Origin of the sequence: Pseudarthrobacter sp. C1 (assembly GCF_034720455.1) — a bacterium.
Classification (GTDB): Bacteria; Actinomycetota; Actinomycetes; order Actinomycetales; family Micrococcaceae; genus Arthrobacter.
Genome location: NZ_JAYESK010000004.1, coordinates 244,987 through 257,862 on the forward strand (window position 1 = coordinate 244,987; position 12,876 = coordinate 257,862).

The 12,876-nt window shown below is 65.6% G+C and carries 12 protein-coding genes; 8 read left to right on the top strand and 4 right to left on the bottom strand.

Annotated features, from left to right (window positions below; genetic code table 11):
- Positions 1-70 precede the first annotated feature (70 nt).
- The 6 genes from mihF to U7114_RS08815 all read left to right on the top strand — a co-directional run bounded on the left by mihF (position 71) and on the right by U7114_RS08815 (position 6,174).
- Positions 71-400, top strand: a complete 330-nt coding sequence (mihF, locus tag U7114_RS08790) for an integration host factor, actinobacterial type (RefSeq protein ID WP_157242087.1) — start codon at positions 71-73, stop codon at positions 398-400.
- 34 nt (positions 401-434) lie between these two features.
- Positions 435-1,031: a guanylate kinase gene (gmk, locus tag U7114_RS08795; protein WP_321213612.1), complete on the top strand. Its 597-nt coding sequence runs from the start codon at positions 435-437 to the stop codon at positions 1,029-1,031.
- Between the two features lie 15 nt (positions 1,032-1,046).
- Entirely contained in the window at positions 1,047-1,307 is a 261-nt protein-coding gene (gene rpoZ, locus U7114_RS08800) for a DNA-directed RNA polymerase subunit omega (protein WP_321213611.1), read from the top strand.
- A gap of 34 nt (positions 1,308-1,341) precedes the next feature.
- Positions 1,342-2,583 carry a bifunctional phosphopantothenoylcysteine decarboxylase/phosphopantothenate--cysteine ligase CoaBC gene (gene coaBC, locus U7114_RS08805; protein WP_323057118.1) on the top strand — a complete coding sequence of 414 codons (1,242 nt, stop codon included), beginning with the start codon at positions 1,342-1,344 and terminating at the stop codon, positions 2,581-2,583.
- Between the two features lie 86 nt (positions 2,584-2,669).
- Positions 2,670-3,905, top strand: a complete 1,236-nt coding sequence (metK, locus tag U7114_RS08810) for a methionine adenosyltransferase (RefSeq protein ID WP_323057119.1) — start codon at positions 2,670-2,672, stop codon at positions 3,903-3,905.
- Between the two features lie 229 nt (positions 3,906-4,134).
- Positions 4,135-6,174 carry a primosomal protein N' gene (locus U7114_RS08815; RefSeq protein WP_323057210.1) on the top strand — a complete coding sequence of 680 codons (2,040 nt, stop codon included), beginning with the start codon at positions 4,135-4,137 and terminating at the stop codon, positions 6,172-6,174.
- Between the two features lie 9 nt (positions 6,175-6,183).
- Here U7114_RS08815 and U7114_RS08820 read toward each other — a convergent pair whose 3' ends face one another.
- The 4 genes from U7114_RS08820 to U7114_RS08835 are packed head-to-tail and all read right to left on the bottom strand — an operon-like array spanning position 6,184 to position 10,060.
- On the bottom strand, positions 6,184-7,272 hold the full coding sequence (locus tag U7114_RS08820) for a glycosyltransferase family 4 protein (protein ID WP_323057120.1): 1,089 nt from the start codon (positions 7,270-7,272) through the stop codon (positions 6,184-6,186).
- A complete protein-coding gene (locus U7114_RS08825; RefSeq protein ID WP_323057121.1) occupies positions 7,269-8,195 on the bottom strand; it encodes an alpha/beta hydrolase in 927 nt (308 codons plus the stop codon). The genes U7114_RS08820 and U7114_RS08825 overlap by 4 nt, the downstream gene beginning before the upstream one ends.
- Positions 8,196-8,205: 10 nt before the next feature.
- Complete coding sequence (locus tag U7114_RS08830; RefSeq protein ID WP_323057122.1) at positions 8,206-9,075, bottom strand: aldo/keto reductase; 870 nt, start codon at positions 9,073-9,075, stop codon at positions 8,206-8,208.
- Positions 9,076-9,085: 10 nt separating this feature from the next.
- Positions 9,086-10,060 (bottom strand): sugar-binding transcriptional regulator, encoded by a 975-nt coding sequence (locus tag U7114_RS08835; RefSeq protein ID WP_157242091.1) that lies wholly within the window; start codon positions 10,058-10,060, stop codon positions 9,086-9,088.
- 179 nt (positions 10,061-10,239) lie between these two features.
- Here U7114_RS08835 and U7114_RS08840 point away from each other — a divergent pair, with 179 nt between their 5' ends.
- Together U7114_RS08840 and U7114_RS08845 are read left to right on the top strand one after the other, a co-directional pair.
- Positions 10,240-12,012 carry a glycerol-3-phosphate dehydrogenase/oxidase gene (locus tag U7114_RS08840; protein WP_370460710.1) on the top strand — a complete coding sequence of 591 codons (1,773 nt, stop codon included), beginning with the start codon at positions 10,240-10,242 and terminating at the stop codon, positions 12,010-12,012.
- Positions 12,013-12,104: 92 nt separating this feature from the next.
- Positions 12,105-12,854, top strand: a complete 750-nt coding sequence (locus U7114_RS08845) for an MIP/aquaporin family protein (RefSeq protein ID WP_157242093.1) — start codon at positions 12,105-12,107, stop codon at positions 12,852-12,854.
- The last annotated feature ends 22 nt before the right edge of the window (positions 12,855-12,876 follow it).

A 12,876-nucleotide genomic window follows, 5' to 3' on the forward strand; every position in this document is an offset into this window, starting at 1 on the left:
AGGGTAGTTTCAGGACAGGTCCAAGGGCGGCCGCCTTTGGACACAGTCCGCCGAATCCGGGGGTGTCCACATGGTCCTGCGACCGTTATCCGCGTCGGAACGGGCTGACGCGCTGAACAAGGCGGCAGCAGCCAGGGCCACCCGCGCGGCGGCCAAGGAAAGCCTGAAGAACGGTGAGAGGTCCGCGGCGGACATCATCGACTCCGCGCAGCAGGACGACGCCCTTGCGCGGATGAAGGTTTCGGAGCTGCTCGAGGCCCTTCCGGGCATCGGAAAGGTCCGGGCCGCGATCATCATGGGCCAGTTGGGAATCGCCGCTTCCCGCAGGGTCCGCGGCCTGGGCGTTCACCAGCGCCGGGCGCTGGTAGATTTTATAGACGATAACCAGGGCGGGCCCTAAACCCGCCTTAACCCAAACCCCGGCAAAGGAATACGTGAGCAAGAAACCTGGATTGACAGTCCTCGCTGGCCCGACGGCTGTTGGCAAAGGCACCGTGTCCACCTACATCCGGGACAACTATCCCGAGGTCTGGCTGTCCGTATCCGCCACCACCCGCGCACCCCGCCCCGGAGAGCAGGACGGGGTCCACTACTTTTTCAAGTCCAAGGAAGAGTTCGAAAAACTCGTGGCTGACGGTGAACTCCTCGAATGGGCAGTGGTCCACGGCCAGAACACCTATGGGACCTTGAAGAGCACGGTGGACCATGCCATCGCCGAGGGCCGGTCCGTGCTCCTGGAAATCGACCTGCAGGGTGCCCGGCAGGTCAAGGCCGCTGTCCCGGACGCCCAGTTTGTGTTCCTGGCCCCGCCCAGCTGGGACGAAATGGTGCGCCGCCTGGTGGGCCGCGGCACGGAATCCCCCGAGGAACAGCAGCGACGCCTGGAAACCGCTAAACTGGAACTTGCTGCTGAACCGGAGTTCGACCATACCGTCATCAACGACGACGTTCGCCGGGCAGCGGACGAGCTTGTTTCACTCATGGGGCTGACCCCGCATCCGCACGGTTTGCCGGAACCGTCAACCCGCTAGAACTTTGGAGAATTCGTGTCCACGAACCTTGAAGGCATCATCAACCCGCCGATCGACTCGCTGCTTAAAGCGGCAGATTCCAAGTACGGCCTGGTGATCTTCGGTGCCAAGCGTGCTCGTCAGATCAACGCCTACTACGCCCAGCTGCACGAGGGCCTTTTCGAATACGTCGGCCCGCTGGTTGACACCAAGCTGAACGAGAAGTCCCTCTCGATCGCCCTTCGCGAGATCAACGAAGGCAAGCTGGTCTCCACGCCGATCCAGCCGGCAGAGTAAAACTGCCGCCTGACGTACTGGTGACGGAGGCCACGTGCGCATAGTCCTCGGAGTCGGGGGAGGGATTGCCGCCTACAAGGTGGCGTCGCTCCTCCGGCTTTTTACTGAAGCCGGGCACAACGTGACCGTGATTCCCACGGAGGCGTCCACACGTTTTGTGGGCAGCGCCACCTGGGAGGCGCTATCCGGGAATCCGGTCAGCAACAGCGTCTTTGACGACGTCCACCAGGTCAACCACGTGCGTCTCGGCCACGAGGCAGACCTCGTGGTCGTCGCTCCGGCCACGGCGGACCTCCTGGCGAAGGCTGCAACCGGACAGGCCGGGGACCTCCTGACGAACACGCTGCTGATGGCTCACGGGCCGGTGCTGTTTGCCCCCGCCATGCACACCGAAATGTGGCAGCACGCGGCCACCCGCGCCAATGTCGAGACCCTCCGCGGGCGCGGGGCCGCGGTCCTGGAGCCGGCCACCGGGCGGCTCACGGGTGCAGATTCGGGCCCCGGCAGGCTTCCCGAGCCGGAAGCCATTTTCGCCGCCGCCATGGCCCTGGTGGAGGGCCGGCAGGACTTTCAGCTTCCGCTGGCCGGCCGCACAATCACCATCAGCGCCGGTGGCACCCGCGAGCCCCTGGACCCGGTGCGGTTCCTCGGCAACAGGTCCTCGGGCAAGCAGGGTGTCGCCCTGGCCGTAGCCGCCCGGAATGCAGGGGCAAACGTCCGGCTCCTCGCAGCGCACATGGAAGTTCCGCCGCCGGCCGGCGTCGAGGTTGTCCAAGTGGAGACCGCCCTGCAAATGCGGGAGGCGGCGCTGGCGGCGGCAGCTGATTCCGACGTCGTCATCATGTCCGCGGCAGTGGCGGACTTCCGCCCCGCGGAGGTCTCGGACACCAAGATCAAGAAACGTGATGACCGGACCGATCCCGTGATCACCTTGGTCCGCAACCCGGACATCCTGCTTGAACTGGTGGAACTGCGCAACAGTACCGTCCGGGGGGAGGGGCACCAGCTGATTGTCGGCTTCGCGGCGGAGACCGGAGACAGCGACGGCGATGTCCTGGCCCACGCCGAAGCGAAGCTGCAACGCAAGGGCTGCGACCTGCTGGTGGTCAACCACGTGGGTACGGACAAAGTGTTTGGCCAGGACACCACTTCGGTTGTCATCCTTGCCCGCTCCGGGTCCGAACCACAGGAGGCGTCCGGAACCAAGACCGAGGTGTCAGCGGCCATCATCAGCCGGATCGCCTTTGAACTGAATGCCGTTTCGCCCCGCGCCTGAGTGTTTCAGGCCACGTTTGCTTAGCACGGAGACATCTCCCGGCGTCTCCTGCGGGGCGGGCGTATTCCAACCAGTAAGGTAGTTAAGTGACTTTACCGCTGCACCTTCCCCACACTTCCGGGGCCACGCCTCCCGCGCTTCGGCTCTTCACTTCCGAGTCGGTCACCGAGGGCCACCCGGACAAGATCTGCGACCAGATCAGTGACGCCATCCTGGACGCGCTGCTGGCCGCCGACCCCGAATCCCGGGTCGCGGTGGAGACAATGGCCACTACCGGCCTGGTCCACGTTGCAGGCGAAGTCACCACCGATGCCTACGTGGAGATTCCGCAGATCGTGCGCGAAACCATCCTGGGCATCGGCTACGACTCTTCAGCCAATGGATTCGACGGCGCCCGCTGCGGAGTGTCCGTATCCATCGGCCAGCAGTCCAACGACATCGCCGGGGGCGTGTTCAACTCCCTGGAGGCCCGTGAGGGGCGCCAGGAAGACGATTACGACCTTCAGGGCGCCGGCGACCAAGGCCTCATGTTCGGGTACGCCAGCGATGAAACCCCCTCCTACATGCCCGTGCCCATCTGGCTGGCACACCGGTTGTCCGAACGACTCACCGAAGTGCGCAAGTCGGGCCAGTTGGCCTACCTGCGTCCGGACGGCAAGACCCAGGTGACGGTCGGATACGACAAAGACGTTCCGGTCTCGGCGGAAACGGTGGTTATCTCAAGCCAGCACGCCGAAGGTGCAAGTCTTGACCAGCTCCGCGCCGACCTCGCGTCGATCGTCATCGAACCGGTGCTCGCAGGTGCCAACCTGGACCTGTCCCGGGTGCGCAACATCCTCAACCCTGCCGGTGAGTTCGTGATTGGCGGGCCCGTGGGCGACGCCGGCCTCACCGGCCGCAAGATCATCGTGGACACGTACGGCGGCATGGCCAGGCACGGCGGTGGGGCCTTCTCCGGCAAGGACCCGTCCAAGGTGGACCGCTCGGCTGCCTACGCCATGCGGTGGGTTGCCAAGAACGTGGTGGCGGCAGGACTCGCCAAGCGTGCGGAGATCCAGATTGCGTACGCCATTGGCCAGGCCCGTCCCGTAGGTACCTACGTGGAAACCTTCGGGACTGAAACCGTTGATCCGGCCCGGATCAGCGCCGCCATCGCGGAAATTTTCGACTTGCGCCCCCGTGCCATCATCGATGCACTGGACCTGAAGCGCCCCATCTATGCCAAGACGGCAGCCCACGGCCACTTTGGCCGCGACGAGCCGGACTTTACCTGGGAGCGGCTGGACCGCGTTGATGACCTAAAGGCGTTCTTCAACGCCTAAGCCCCGGTGGGCCGCCCTGAGCCTGCCTTGGGAATCATTGCCTTCGGCGGAATGTCACCGCCCTGTGGTTGGCTGGACATGTCCACACGGGAGCTGAACGGAGGTAACGGCCATCGCTGCTGACAGGACCCTCAAGCCATTCCTGGACATCCCGGACGCCGTGCAGCCTACCCTGCTGCAGGGGTTTCCTTCCGCGTCCCGGCCGCCGGGACCGCAGCTGTCAAAGAACATGCCCGTGGCCAGGGTCCTGGTGGAATCCTCCCTTCCGCACCTGGACCGGCTTTTCGACTACGGGGTTCCGGAGGCCCTCGACGAGTCCGCCAAGCCGGGAGTCCGGGTCAAAGTCAAGTTCAACAGCCAGGACCTCAACGGGTTCATCATGGAGCGGGTGGCAGAGTCCGACGCCGGGCACACCCTGGTGCCGCTGGCGAAGGTTGTGTCCCCGGTGCCGGTGCTGACGCCCGCCGTCCGGGAGCTTGTTTCCTCCGTCGCCGCACGCTACGCCGGGACGGTCAGCGATGTCCTCCGCGTCGCCGTCCCGCCCAGGGTGGCCAGGCTGGAAAAGGAGTTCGCGTCAGCGGAGCCGGAGGGGCCGGCAGTCCCGGACCAGGCAGAACCCCGCGAGGCCACGGCCCTGCAGGCCGGTCCCGCGCAGGACGCCCTGCCGAGTGCCTGGGCGGCCTACAATAACGGCCAGGCCTTCCTGCAGCACCTGGCCGGTGGCGGTTCGCCCAGGGCCGTGCTGAACCCGCTGCAGGGATTCGGTCCGGGTGGGTGGCCCCAGCTGCTGGCGGAGGCCGTGGCCGCCGCGTACGCATCAGGGCGCGGCGCCGTGGTGGTTGTGCCCGATTACCGGGACCTTGACCGCCTTGAAGAGGCGCTCCACTGCCTGCTGCCCGAAGACGCAGTTGCCCGGCTGACTGCCGACGACGGTCCCACCCCGCGGTACCGGAGTTTCCTGCGGCTCCTGGCAGGGACTGCCCGGGTTGCCATCGGCACCAGGTCGGCAGCTTTTGCACCCGTCAAGGACCTGGGCCTGGTGGCCTGCTGGGACGACGGGGACGACCTCCACATCGAGCAGCGCGCCCCGTATGCGCACGCCCGCGAGGTGCTGCTCCTGCGGGCTGGGCAGGAGGATGCCGCGTGCCTCCTTGCAGGCCACTCCCGAAGCACGGAAGCCCAGCGGCTGGTAGAAGCGGGCTGGGCACGTGCGGTCGAAGCCGGCCGCCCTGACGTCCGGAGGACAGCTCCGCGCATCGTCAACACTGCTGACAGCTTCGAGCAGGAGCGGGATCCGCTGGCCAGGATCGCCCGCCTGCCCGGCGCCGCGTGGCGGGCCGCCAAGGAGGGGCTGGAGCGCGGACCGGTCCTGGTCCAGGTGGCCCGCGCCGGTTATGCGCCGTCACTGGCCTGTGAGATGTGCCGGGAGCCGGCGCGCTGCGGCAGCTGCCAGGGACCACTGGCCGTGGCAGGCGCCAGCGGCACGTCCGCCATGCCCCAATGCCGCTGGTGCTCCACCCCGGCGCCGGACTGGCACTGCGTGCACTGCGGCGGCAGGCGCCTGCGCAAGGGTGCCACTGGAGTGATCAGGACAGCTGAGGAACTCGGCCGTGCCTTTCCCGGGAAGACCGTCGTTACTTCCTCGGGAGACCAGGTAAAGGCTGAGGTGGGTCCGGGCAAGGCACTGGTGGTGGCCACGGTGGGTGCCGAACCGGTAGCGGACGGGGGATACGCGGCTGCACTGCTCCTGGACGGTGATTCACTCCTGCGCCGGGAGACGCTGCGCGCCGGCGAGGATACGGTGCGTCGGTGGTTCAATGCAGCCGCGCTGGTGCGTCCGGCGGCGGACGGCGGGCTGGTAGTGGTCACGGCCGCGGATACAGCTGCCGTGGGTGCACTGCTTCGCTGGGACCCCGCCGGATATGCGGAACGGGAACTTTCCCTGCGCATGGAGCTGCAGCTTCCCCCCGCGGTCCGCCTCGCCTCCGTCACCGGGCCGCGCGCCGCCGTCGAACATTACACCGGTGCCGTGTCAGCGGAACTTGCCTCCAGCGGGATCACCTTACGGACCGCCGGGCCCGCACCCGTGGTGCTCAGCGGTCCGCCGTCGCCCCGCCGTTCAGCGGAGGATGTGCGCACCCTGCTCTTCTTCCCCTACGGACAGGCTGCGGCCGTCACCCGTGTCCTGCGGGTCACCAGGGCCGCGGCCGCTGCGAAACGCTCCAGCGAGCCTTTCCAGCTCCGGCTGGACGGCATCGACGTCCTCTAGGGGCGTCCTCTAACGCCGGCCCCGGCGCCGGGCCATGATTTCGTGTGCCACATCCACCAGCTGGCGGGCCGACTCGTCCCAGGTGAACTCCCGTGCACGCGCAACGCAGCGCCGCGAAAGTTCCTCCCAGTGCCCGTTGTCCTGGAGCGTGCGCACGGCATCGGCAAACTGTTCCGGGGACTCCGGATCCACGTAGAGAGCGGCGTCCCCGCCGACCTCCCGGAAGATGGGGATGTCGCTGGCAACAACAGGGGTGCCGAGCGCCATGGCCTCCACCAGGGGAAGCCCGTAGCCTTCAGCCCGGGACAGGCTGACCAGCGCCGCAGCAGAGCGCAGGAATTCGTGATACTGCTCGTCCGTGACGCCGTTGTGGAATACCACGTGCGCCCCTGGAGGAACCAGGCGTTCCAATTCGGCGCGGCGTTGGGGCGTGATGCGGCTGAGCAGGTGGAGGGTGTACCCGGGCAGGCCCGCCATCCCCGCCACCATGGTTTCCACGTTCTTGTACGGCATGAAAGAGCCCATGTAGACGAGCGCGCGGTCTGCACCGGCGCCAGCGGGCCGCGGTCCGTGTTCCTGCTCCGGCTGGGGGGCATTGCTGATGATCCGCACCGGGCGGCGCGTCAGGCGGTACTTTGCGATCAGCGCTTCCGTGGTTGCGCTGATGGTGGCCACAGTGTCGGCGCGGTTGAGGAGGAGCCGCTGCGGCCAGTATGCCTTGTGGTACAGCCGCCACAGCAGGCGCACGGGCGCGGGGAGGAAGCCGGGCGGGGCCGGGTGTTCGTAGTAGATAAGGTCGTGGAGGGTCAGGACCAGGCCGTACTTGCGGCCCCAGGTTCCCATCGTCTGCATGGGGCACACCACCACGTCGGCGCCCAGCTTGTTGATGGTCCGCGCCACAAACAGTTCCCTGGGCGACAGCGGGCTGCCGATCAGGGTGTACGGAACGTCCGGGAGCAGGGCGAGTTGCCGGACGTCGGAGACCAGCATGGAGACGTCGGCGATTTTAGCCGTGGCGGCAATCAGGCTGGCGCCGTAGCGGCTGATGCCGTCGTGGTGGTCTGTCCGGGTAAACCGTGCGTCAATGACAATCTTCACGCGGGATGGTCCTTAAGGAAGCTGCGGATGAAAGTGGCTGCCGGTTCAGGTGTCTCGTAGTGGATCAGATGCCCGACGCCGGGAATCACCTGGAGCTCTCCATCCGGCAGCAGCGCAGCCAGGCGGTGTTGGTCGGCCAGGACGGCGATCTCGTCCTTTTCCCCCGCGATCAGCAGGACTGGCAGGGTCAGCTGGCCGGCTACTTCCGCCACATGGCTGCTGACTGATGCCGTAAACGATTCAAGGAGGCTCTCCCGGCTGGCGAAAGCGCTGAAGTAGGCGTGGTGCTGGCCGTGGATGAACCGGCGGAGGTCTTTATCGCCCGTCTTGGCCATGGTTTCACTCATTACCCGGACAATCAGCGGATTCCGCAGCAGGGCCAGTCCCACCGTCCGGGGGAGCCGGGCTGAAAGGCGGTAGTACAGGATCGCCAGCCTGGTCATCACACCCTTTGGCCCTTCCAGTGCCGGTGCCGCAATGGGGTTGATGAGGATGAGCGGATCCACGGTGCCGGGACGATCGGCCACGAAGTGCGCCGCAATGATGGAGCCGAACGAGTGTCCCAGCAGGACCGTGTCCGGGCCGAGGCCCAGGGCTGCCATGAATTGCGTGATGAACAGGCCGTAGCGCTCCACGGAATGCTCGCCCGACCGGAATGCCGCGGACTCACCAAATGCGGGCAGGTCCGGCATGATGATCCGCATCTCGGGAAGCTGGTCTGCCACCCTCAGCAGTCCGTGGTGGTCTCCGCGGAAGCCATGGATGACCAGGATGGTGCGTGTTTCGGGGCTGGCCACCAGCGGTTCGTAGGTCCAATAGGCAACCTTGCCGCCGTCGAGCTCCAGGGTGGAGGCGGACGTGCGTGCGGCCAGGTCGGCGCTGAAGTAGGCGGGCGCGGCGGATCCGGGCTGTGCTGTAGTCATGTGTCCTGCCTCAGTTAACGGTGTCCGGGTGGGACCCGGTGCGGTAACCCCGGTCCAGCCCGGCCAGCGCCGTCATGTCCCGGGCGGAGAGCTCGAAGTCGAAGATGTCCATGTTTTCCCGGATCCGCACCTCCGAGCTCGCCTTGGGGATGGCAATATTTCCCAGCTGGATATGCCAGCGGAGGATCACCTGGGCGGGGGTTTTGCCATGTTCGGAGGCGCAGGCGCGGACAACGGGGTCGGCGAGGACCTGGCCCCGCCCCAGGGGGCTCCACGCTTCGGTCCGGATACCCAGTCCATCATGCAGTGTCCGGAGTTCTGCCTGCTGCAGCCACGGATGCAGTTCTATCTGGTTGACGGCGGGGACCACTTCCGCGGTCTGCAGCAGCCGGTCAAAGTGGGCGGGCTGGAAATTGCTGACGCCGATGGCACGGACTTTTCCTTCCCGGTACAGGGTTTCCAGTGCACGGTACGTGTCCGGAAATAGGCCGCGGGCGGCGCAAGGCCAGTGGATGAGGTACATGTCAACGTAGTCAAGGCCGAGATTGACCATGGACTCATCAAAGGCACGCAGCGTGGCGTCATAGCCGTGGTCGCTGTTCCACACCTTCGTGGTGACGAAAATGTCTTCCCGGGACAGAGCCGGGAACAGCTCGCCCGAGCCGCCGCTGCCCGCGTCACCGCCCAGTTGCGAACTGATGCCCCGAGCCACACCGGTTTCGTTGCCGTACATCGCCGCCGTGTCGAAGTGGCGGTATCCGGCTGCGAGCGCAGTGGCGACGAGGCCTTCCGCGTCGGCGGCCGGGACCTTGTAGAGCCCGTATCCGAGTTGGTGGATCAGCACGCCATTGTTAAGGCTGAGCCGCGGTGAAGTTCTCATAGCCACGACTCTACCCACCAGCGGTGGCGAGACCTTCAAAATCCACCAGGCGGCGCGCGGTGGCCTCGTCCAGGATCAGGTCCGTGGCCAGGCCCGCCGCCAGGGCTCCGCGGAGCCCGTTGATCTTGGACACCCCGGACACTACACAGATCCTCCGTCGGACTTGCCGCAACTGCGCGAGTGCGGGTCCGGTGGATCGTTCGTTGAGGACGATCCCGTCGGAGGAGCCGTCGCTGCGGAAGAAGACGGTGGCTACGTCGCCCACAACATCCGAGGTTGCCAGGATGTTGAGGTCAGCCTCGTCCAGGTATCCACCGGCATACACGTGGCTGGGATAGTCGGCGTCCACGGAGCCCACGCCAAAAATTGCGATGCTCATCTTCGCCTGGAGTTCGAGGATCCGTTGCACGCTGCGTTCATTCCACATGGCAACCTTGGTGGCTGCGTGGTCAAAGAAGGCAGGCACCGGGAACTGTTCAACCCTGGCCCCGTAGGCGCTTCCAAACCGCCGCATGATGTCGCTGGCATACGTGATGCCGGTGGTGTGCATGTTGCCGGCGCCGTTCAACTGCACGATGACGCTGTCATGGGTGATCTTGCGGGTGAGGTGGCGGCTGACGGCGCTCAGGGTGGATCCCCAGGCCACTCCGATGATCGCGTTGGAATCCACCAGCGGTCCGATGGTTCGCGCTGCCTGCATCGCCACCCGGTCCAGTGTTTCCGCCTCATTGAGTATTTCCATGACCGGAACCACGTGGACATCCACGCCGTACCGCCGGCGGATCCTGCCCTCCAGTTCGGGACCCGTATCCAGCGGATTGCGGATCTGGATTTGCACCAGGCCGGATTCGCGGGCGGAGGACAGGAGGCGGGAAACCGTGGACCGGGACGTCCCCAGCTCCCGGGCTATGGCGTCCATGGTGAGGTCCTGCAGGTAATACATTTGTGCAGCCCGCAGTGCGTCAGAGTGGCGTGAGGGGTCCATCAGTCCTCCAGACTGCACGTTTGTGCATAGTGCTTGACTCCATTTTCCATTACTCCAAAGAATAGTGGTGAAACGGCGGTAAACCCATCCGGTACCGCGTCACACAAAGCCCCAAGGGAGTTGTTTTGGGACCCAAGGATTTTCACGTCCAACCTATTGCTTCAGCGGCGAAGCCAGGAGTGGAGCGCAGCGCAGTGCACCACCTCCGGCGCCGTCCACATGCCAAGGTCCTCGTGGTGGGAGGAGGTATCAACGGCGTGGGAACTTTCCGTGACCTTGCGCTGCAGGGCGTGGACGTCGCCCTCGTGGAACGCGGCGACTACTGCCAGGGGGCCAGCGGCGCCTCCTCCCACATGATCCATGGCGGCATCCGCTACCTGGAAAACGGCGAGTTCCGCCTGGTCCGGGAATCAGTGGTGGAACGTAACCGGTTGCTTCGCATCGCCCCGCACTACGTTAAGCCGCTGCAGACCACCATCCCGATCTTCAGCACCTTCTCCGGCGTCCTTGCGGCACCGCTTCGCTTCCTGACGCACAAGCAGCACGGCAAGCCGAAGGAACGGGGTGCCTTCCTCATCAAGCTCGGACTGAGCCTGTACGACTCCTTTTCCCGGGATGGCGGCGCCGTCCCGCGTCACCAGTTCCGCAGCGGCCAGCGTGCCCTTGCCGAGCTGCCCAGCCTCCGCCCCGACGTGAAATACACGGCGACCTACTTCGACGCTTCCGTGCACAACCCGGAGCGGCTTACGCTCGATGTCCTCCAGGACGGGGAGAAAGCCGGGCTGGCGGCAACCGGTGCAGGCAACGGACAGGGCAGCACGGCCCGTGCCAGCAACTACGTTTCGCTGCAGTCCGTCACCGGACAGCCCAATCCGGGCACCGGCCGGGGAAGCACCGTGCGGCTGCGGGACGAACTGACGGGGGAGGAATTCGACTTCACTGCAGACGTCATTGTGAACACCACGGGCGCCTGGGTGGACCTCACCAACGCCGCCATGGGCTCTGCCTCCACGTTCATGGGCGGCACCAAGGGCTCCCACATCGTCCTGGACCACCCTGCGCTCCTTGAAGCCTGCCGCGGCAGGGAGATCTTCTTCGAGCACACGGACGGGCGGATCGTCCTGATCTACCCCATGGGTGACCGGGTCCTTGTGGGTACCACGGATGTGGATGCGGACATGGCGGAGGACGCCGTCTGCACAGATGAGGAAATCGAGTACTTCTTCGACCTGATAGGCCACGTGTTCCCGGACATCGCCGTTACTCGTGAGCAGATCGTCTACACCTTCTCCGGAGTGCGGCCGCTGCCGCGCCACGATGCCACCCAGCCCGGCTTCGTTTCCCGCGACTACCGCATCGAGCGCCGGGAAACGGGACTGGACCGGAATGGAAAGGGCGCCGTGGTCTTGAGCCTGGTAGGCGGCAAATGGACAACCTTCCGTGCCCTCGCCGAACACATGACGAACGACGTCCTGGCTGAGATCGGGATGGAGCGCAAAGTCTCCACCGCGCAGTTGCCTATCGGCGGCGGCGCCGGGTTCCCTGCCGATGAGGCCGGTGTCCAGAAGTGGATCAAGGCCCATATGGCCGACAACCGTGACGCGGACCGTACAGCAGGGCTCCTGACCAGGTACGGGACACGTGCGGAAGCGGTCATGGAATACCTTGACGCCGGACCTGACAGGCTGCTGCACTCCACCCGCGAACTGAGCGTCCGTGAACTTGAGTTCATGGCGGCCCATGAGCAGGTGGGGCACCTGGTGGACGTCCTCATCCGCCGGACCTCCCTGGCGTTCCGGGGGCTGGTGACGGGCGAGCTGCTCAACGAAATGGCCGAAGTGCTGTCCGTTCCCTTGGGTTGGAACGCCGCAGCCCGGGCAGCGGAAATCAAGCATGCCCAGGAAGTGCTGCAGAAGTTCCACCGTGTAGAAACCCACAGCCTGGTCGCCTGAGGCCCGGCTGTCGGCCGGGGCGGCAACCCGCCCCGGCCACACGGTCCTTCAACCCGCGAAGGACCTCCATCTGAAAATAAAAGGAGTCAAAGATGTCTCTTGGAATAGTTTTCCTTTCCGAAGTATTCGGAACGGCGATGCTGACCCTTCTGGGTTGCGGCGTCGTCGCCAACGTTGCCCTGAGGGGGACAAAGGGCAACAGCGGCGGGTTCCTGATGGTCACCTGGGGATGGGGCATCGCTGTCTTCGCGGGCGTCTTCGTGGCCGCAAAGTCCGGGGCGCACCTGAATCCTGCCGTGACCTTGGGGCTGCTGATTAACGGAAAGGCCGAATACGCGCCGGATGTACCGGTGGATTTCGCTTCCACCCTGACGTACTTCGGCGGCGAGATGCTCGGCGCCTTCCTCGGCGCCGTGGTGTGCTGGCTCGCCTACAAACAGCACTTTGACGCTGAAGAGGAGGTTGCCAGCAAGCTTGCCGTCTTCTCCACCGGACCGGCCATCCGCTCCAGTTCCTGGAACCTGGTGACCGAAATCATCGGCACCTTCGTCCTGGTGTTTGTCATCCTGACGTTCGGCGGGACCCCCTCCGGCCTGGGCCCGCTGGCTGTCGCACTCCTCGTCGTCGGCATCGGCGTCTCCCTGGGCGGCCCCACCGGCTACGCCATCAACCCTGCCCGCGACCTCGGTCCACGCATTGCCCATGCCCTGCTCCCCATCAAGGGCAAGGGCTCGAGCGACTGGGGCTATTCATGGATTCCGGTGGTAGGCCCGCTGGTTGGCGGCGCCCTTGGCGGCATCGTCGCCAGGATTGCCCCCATCATCGTCACGGCCGCCTCCTGACCCCCTACCCAACCACTGCTCA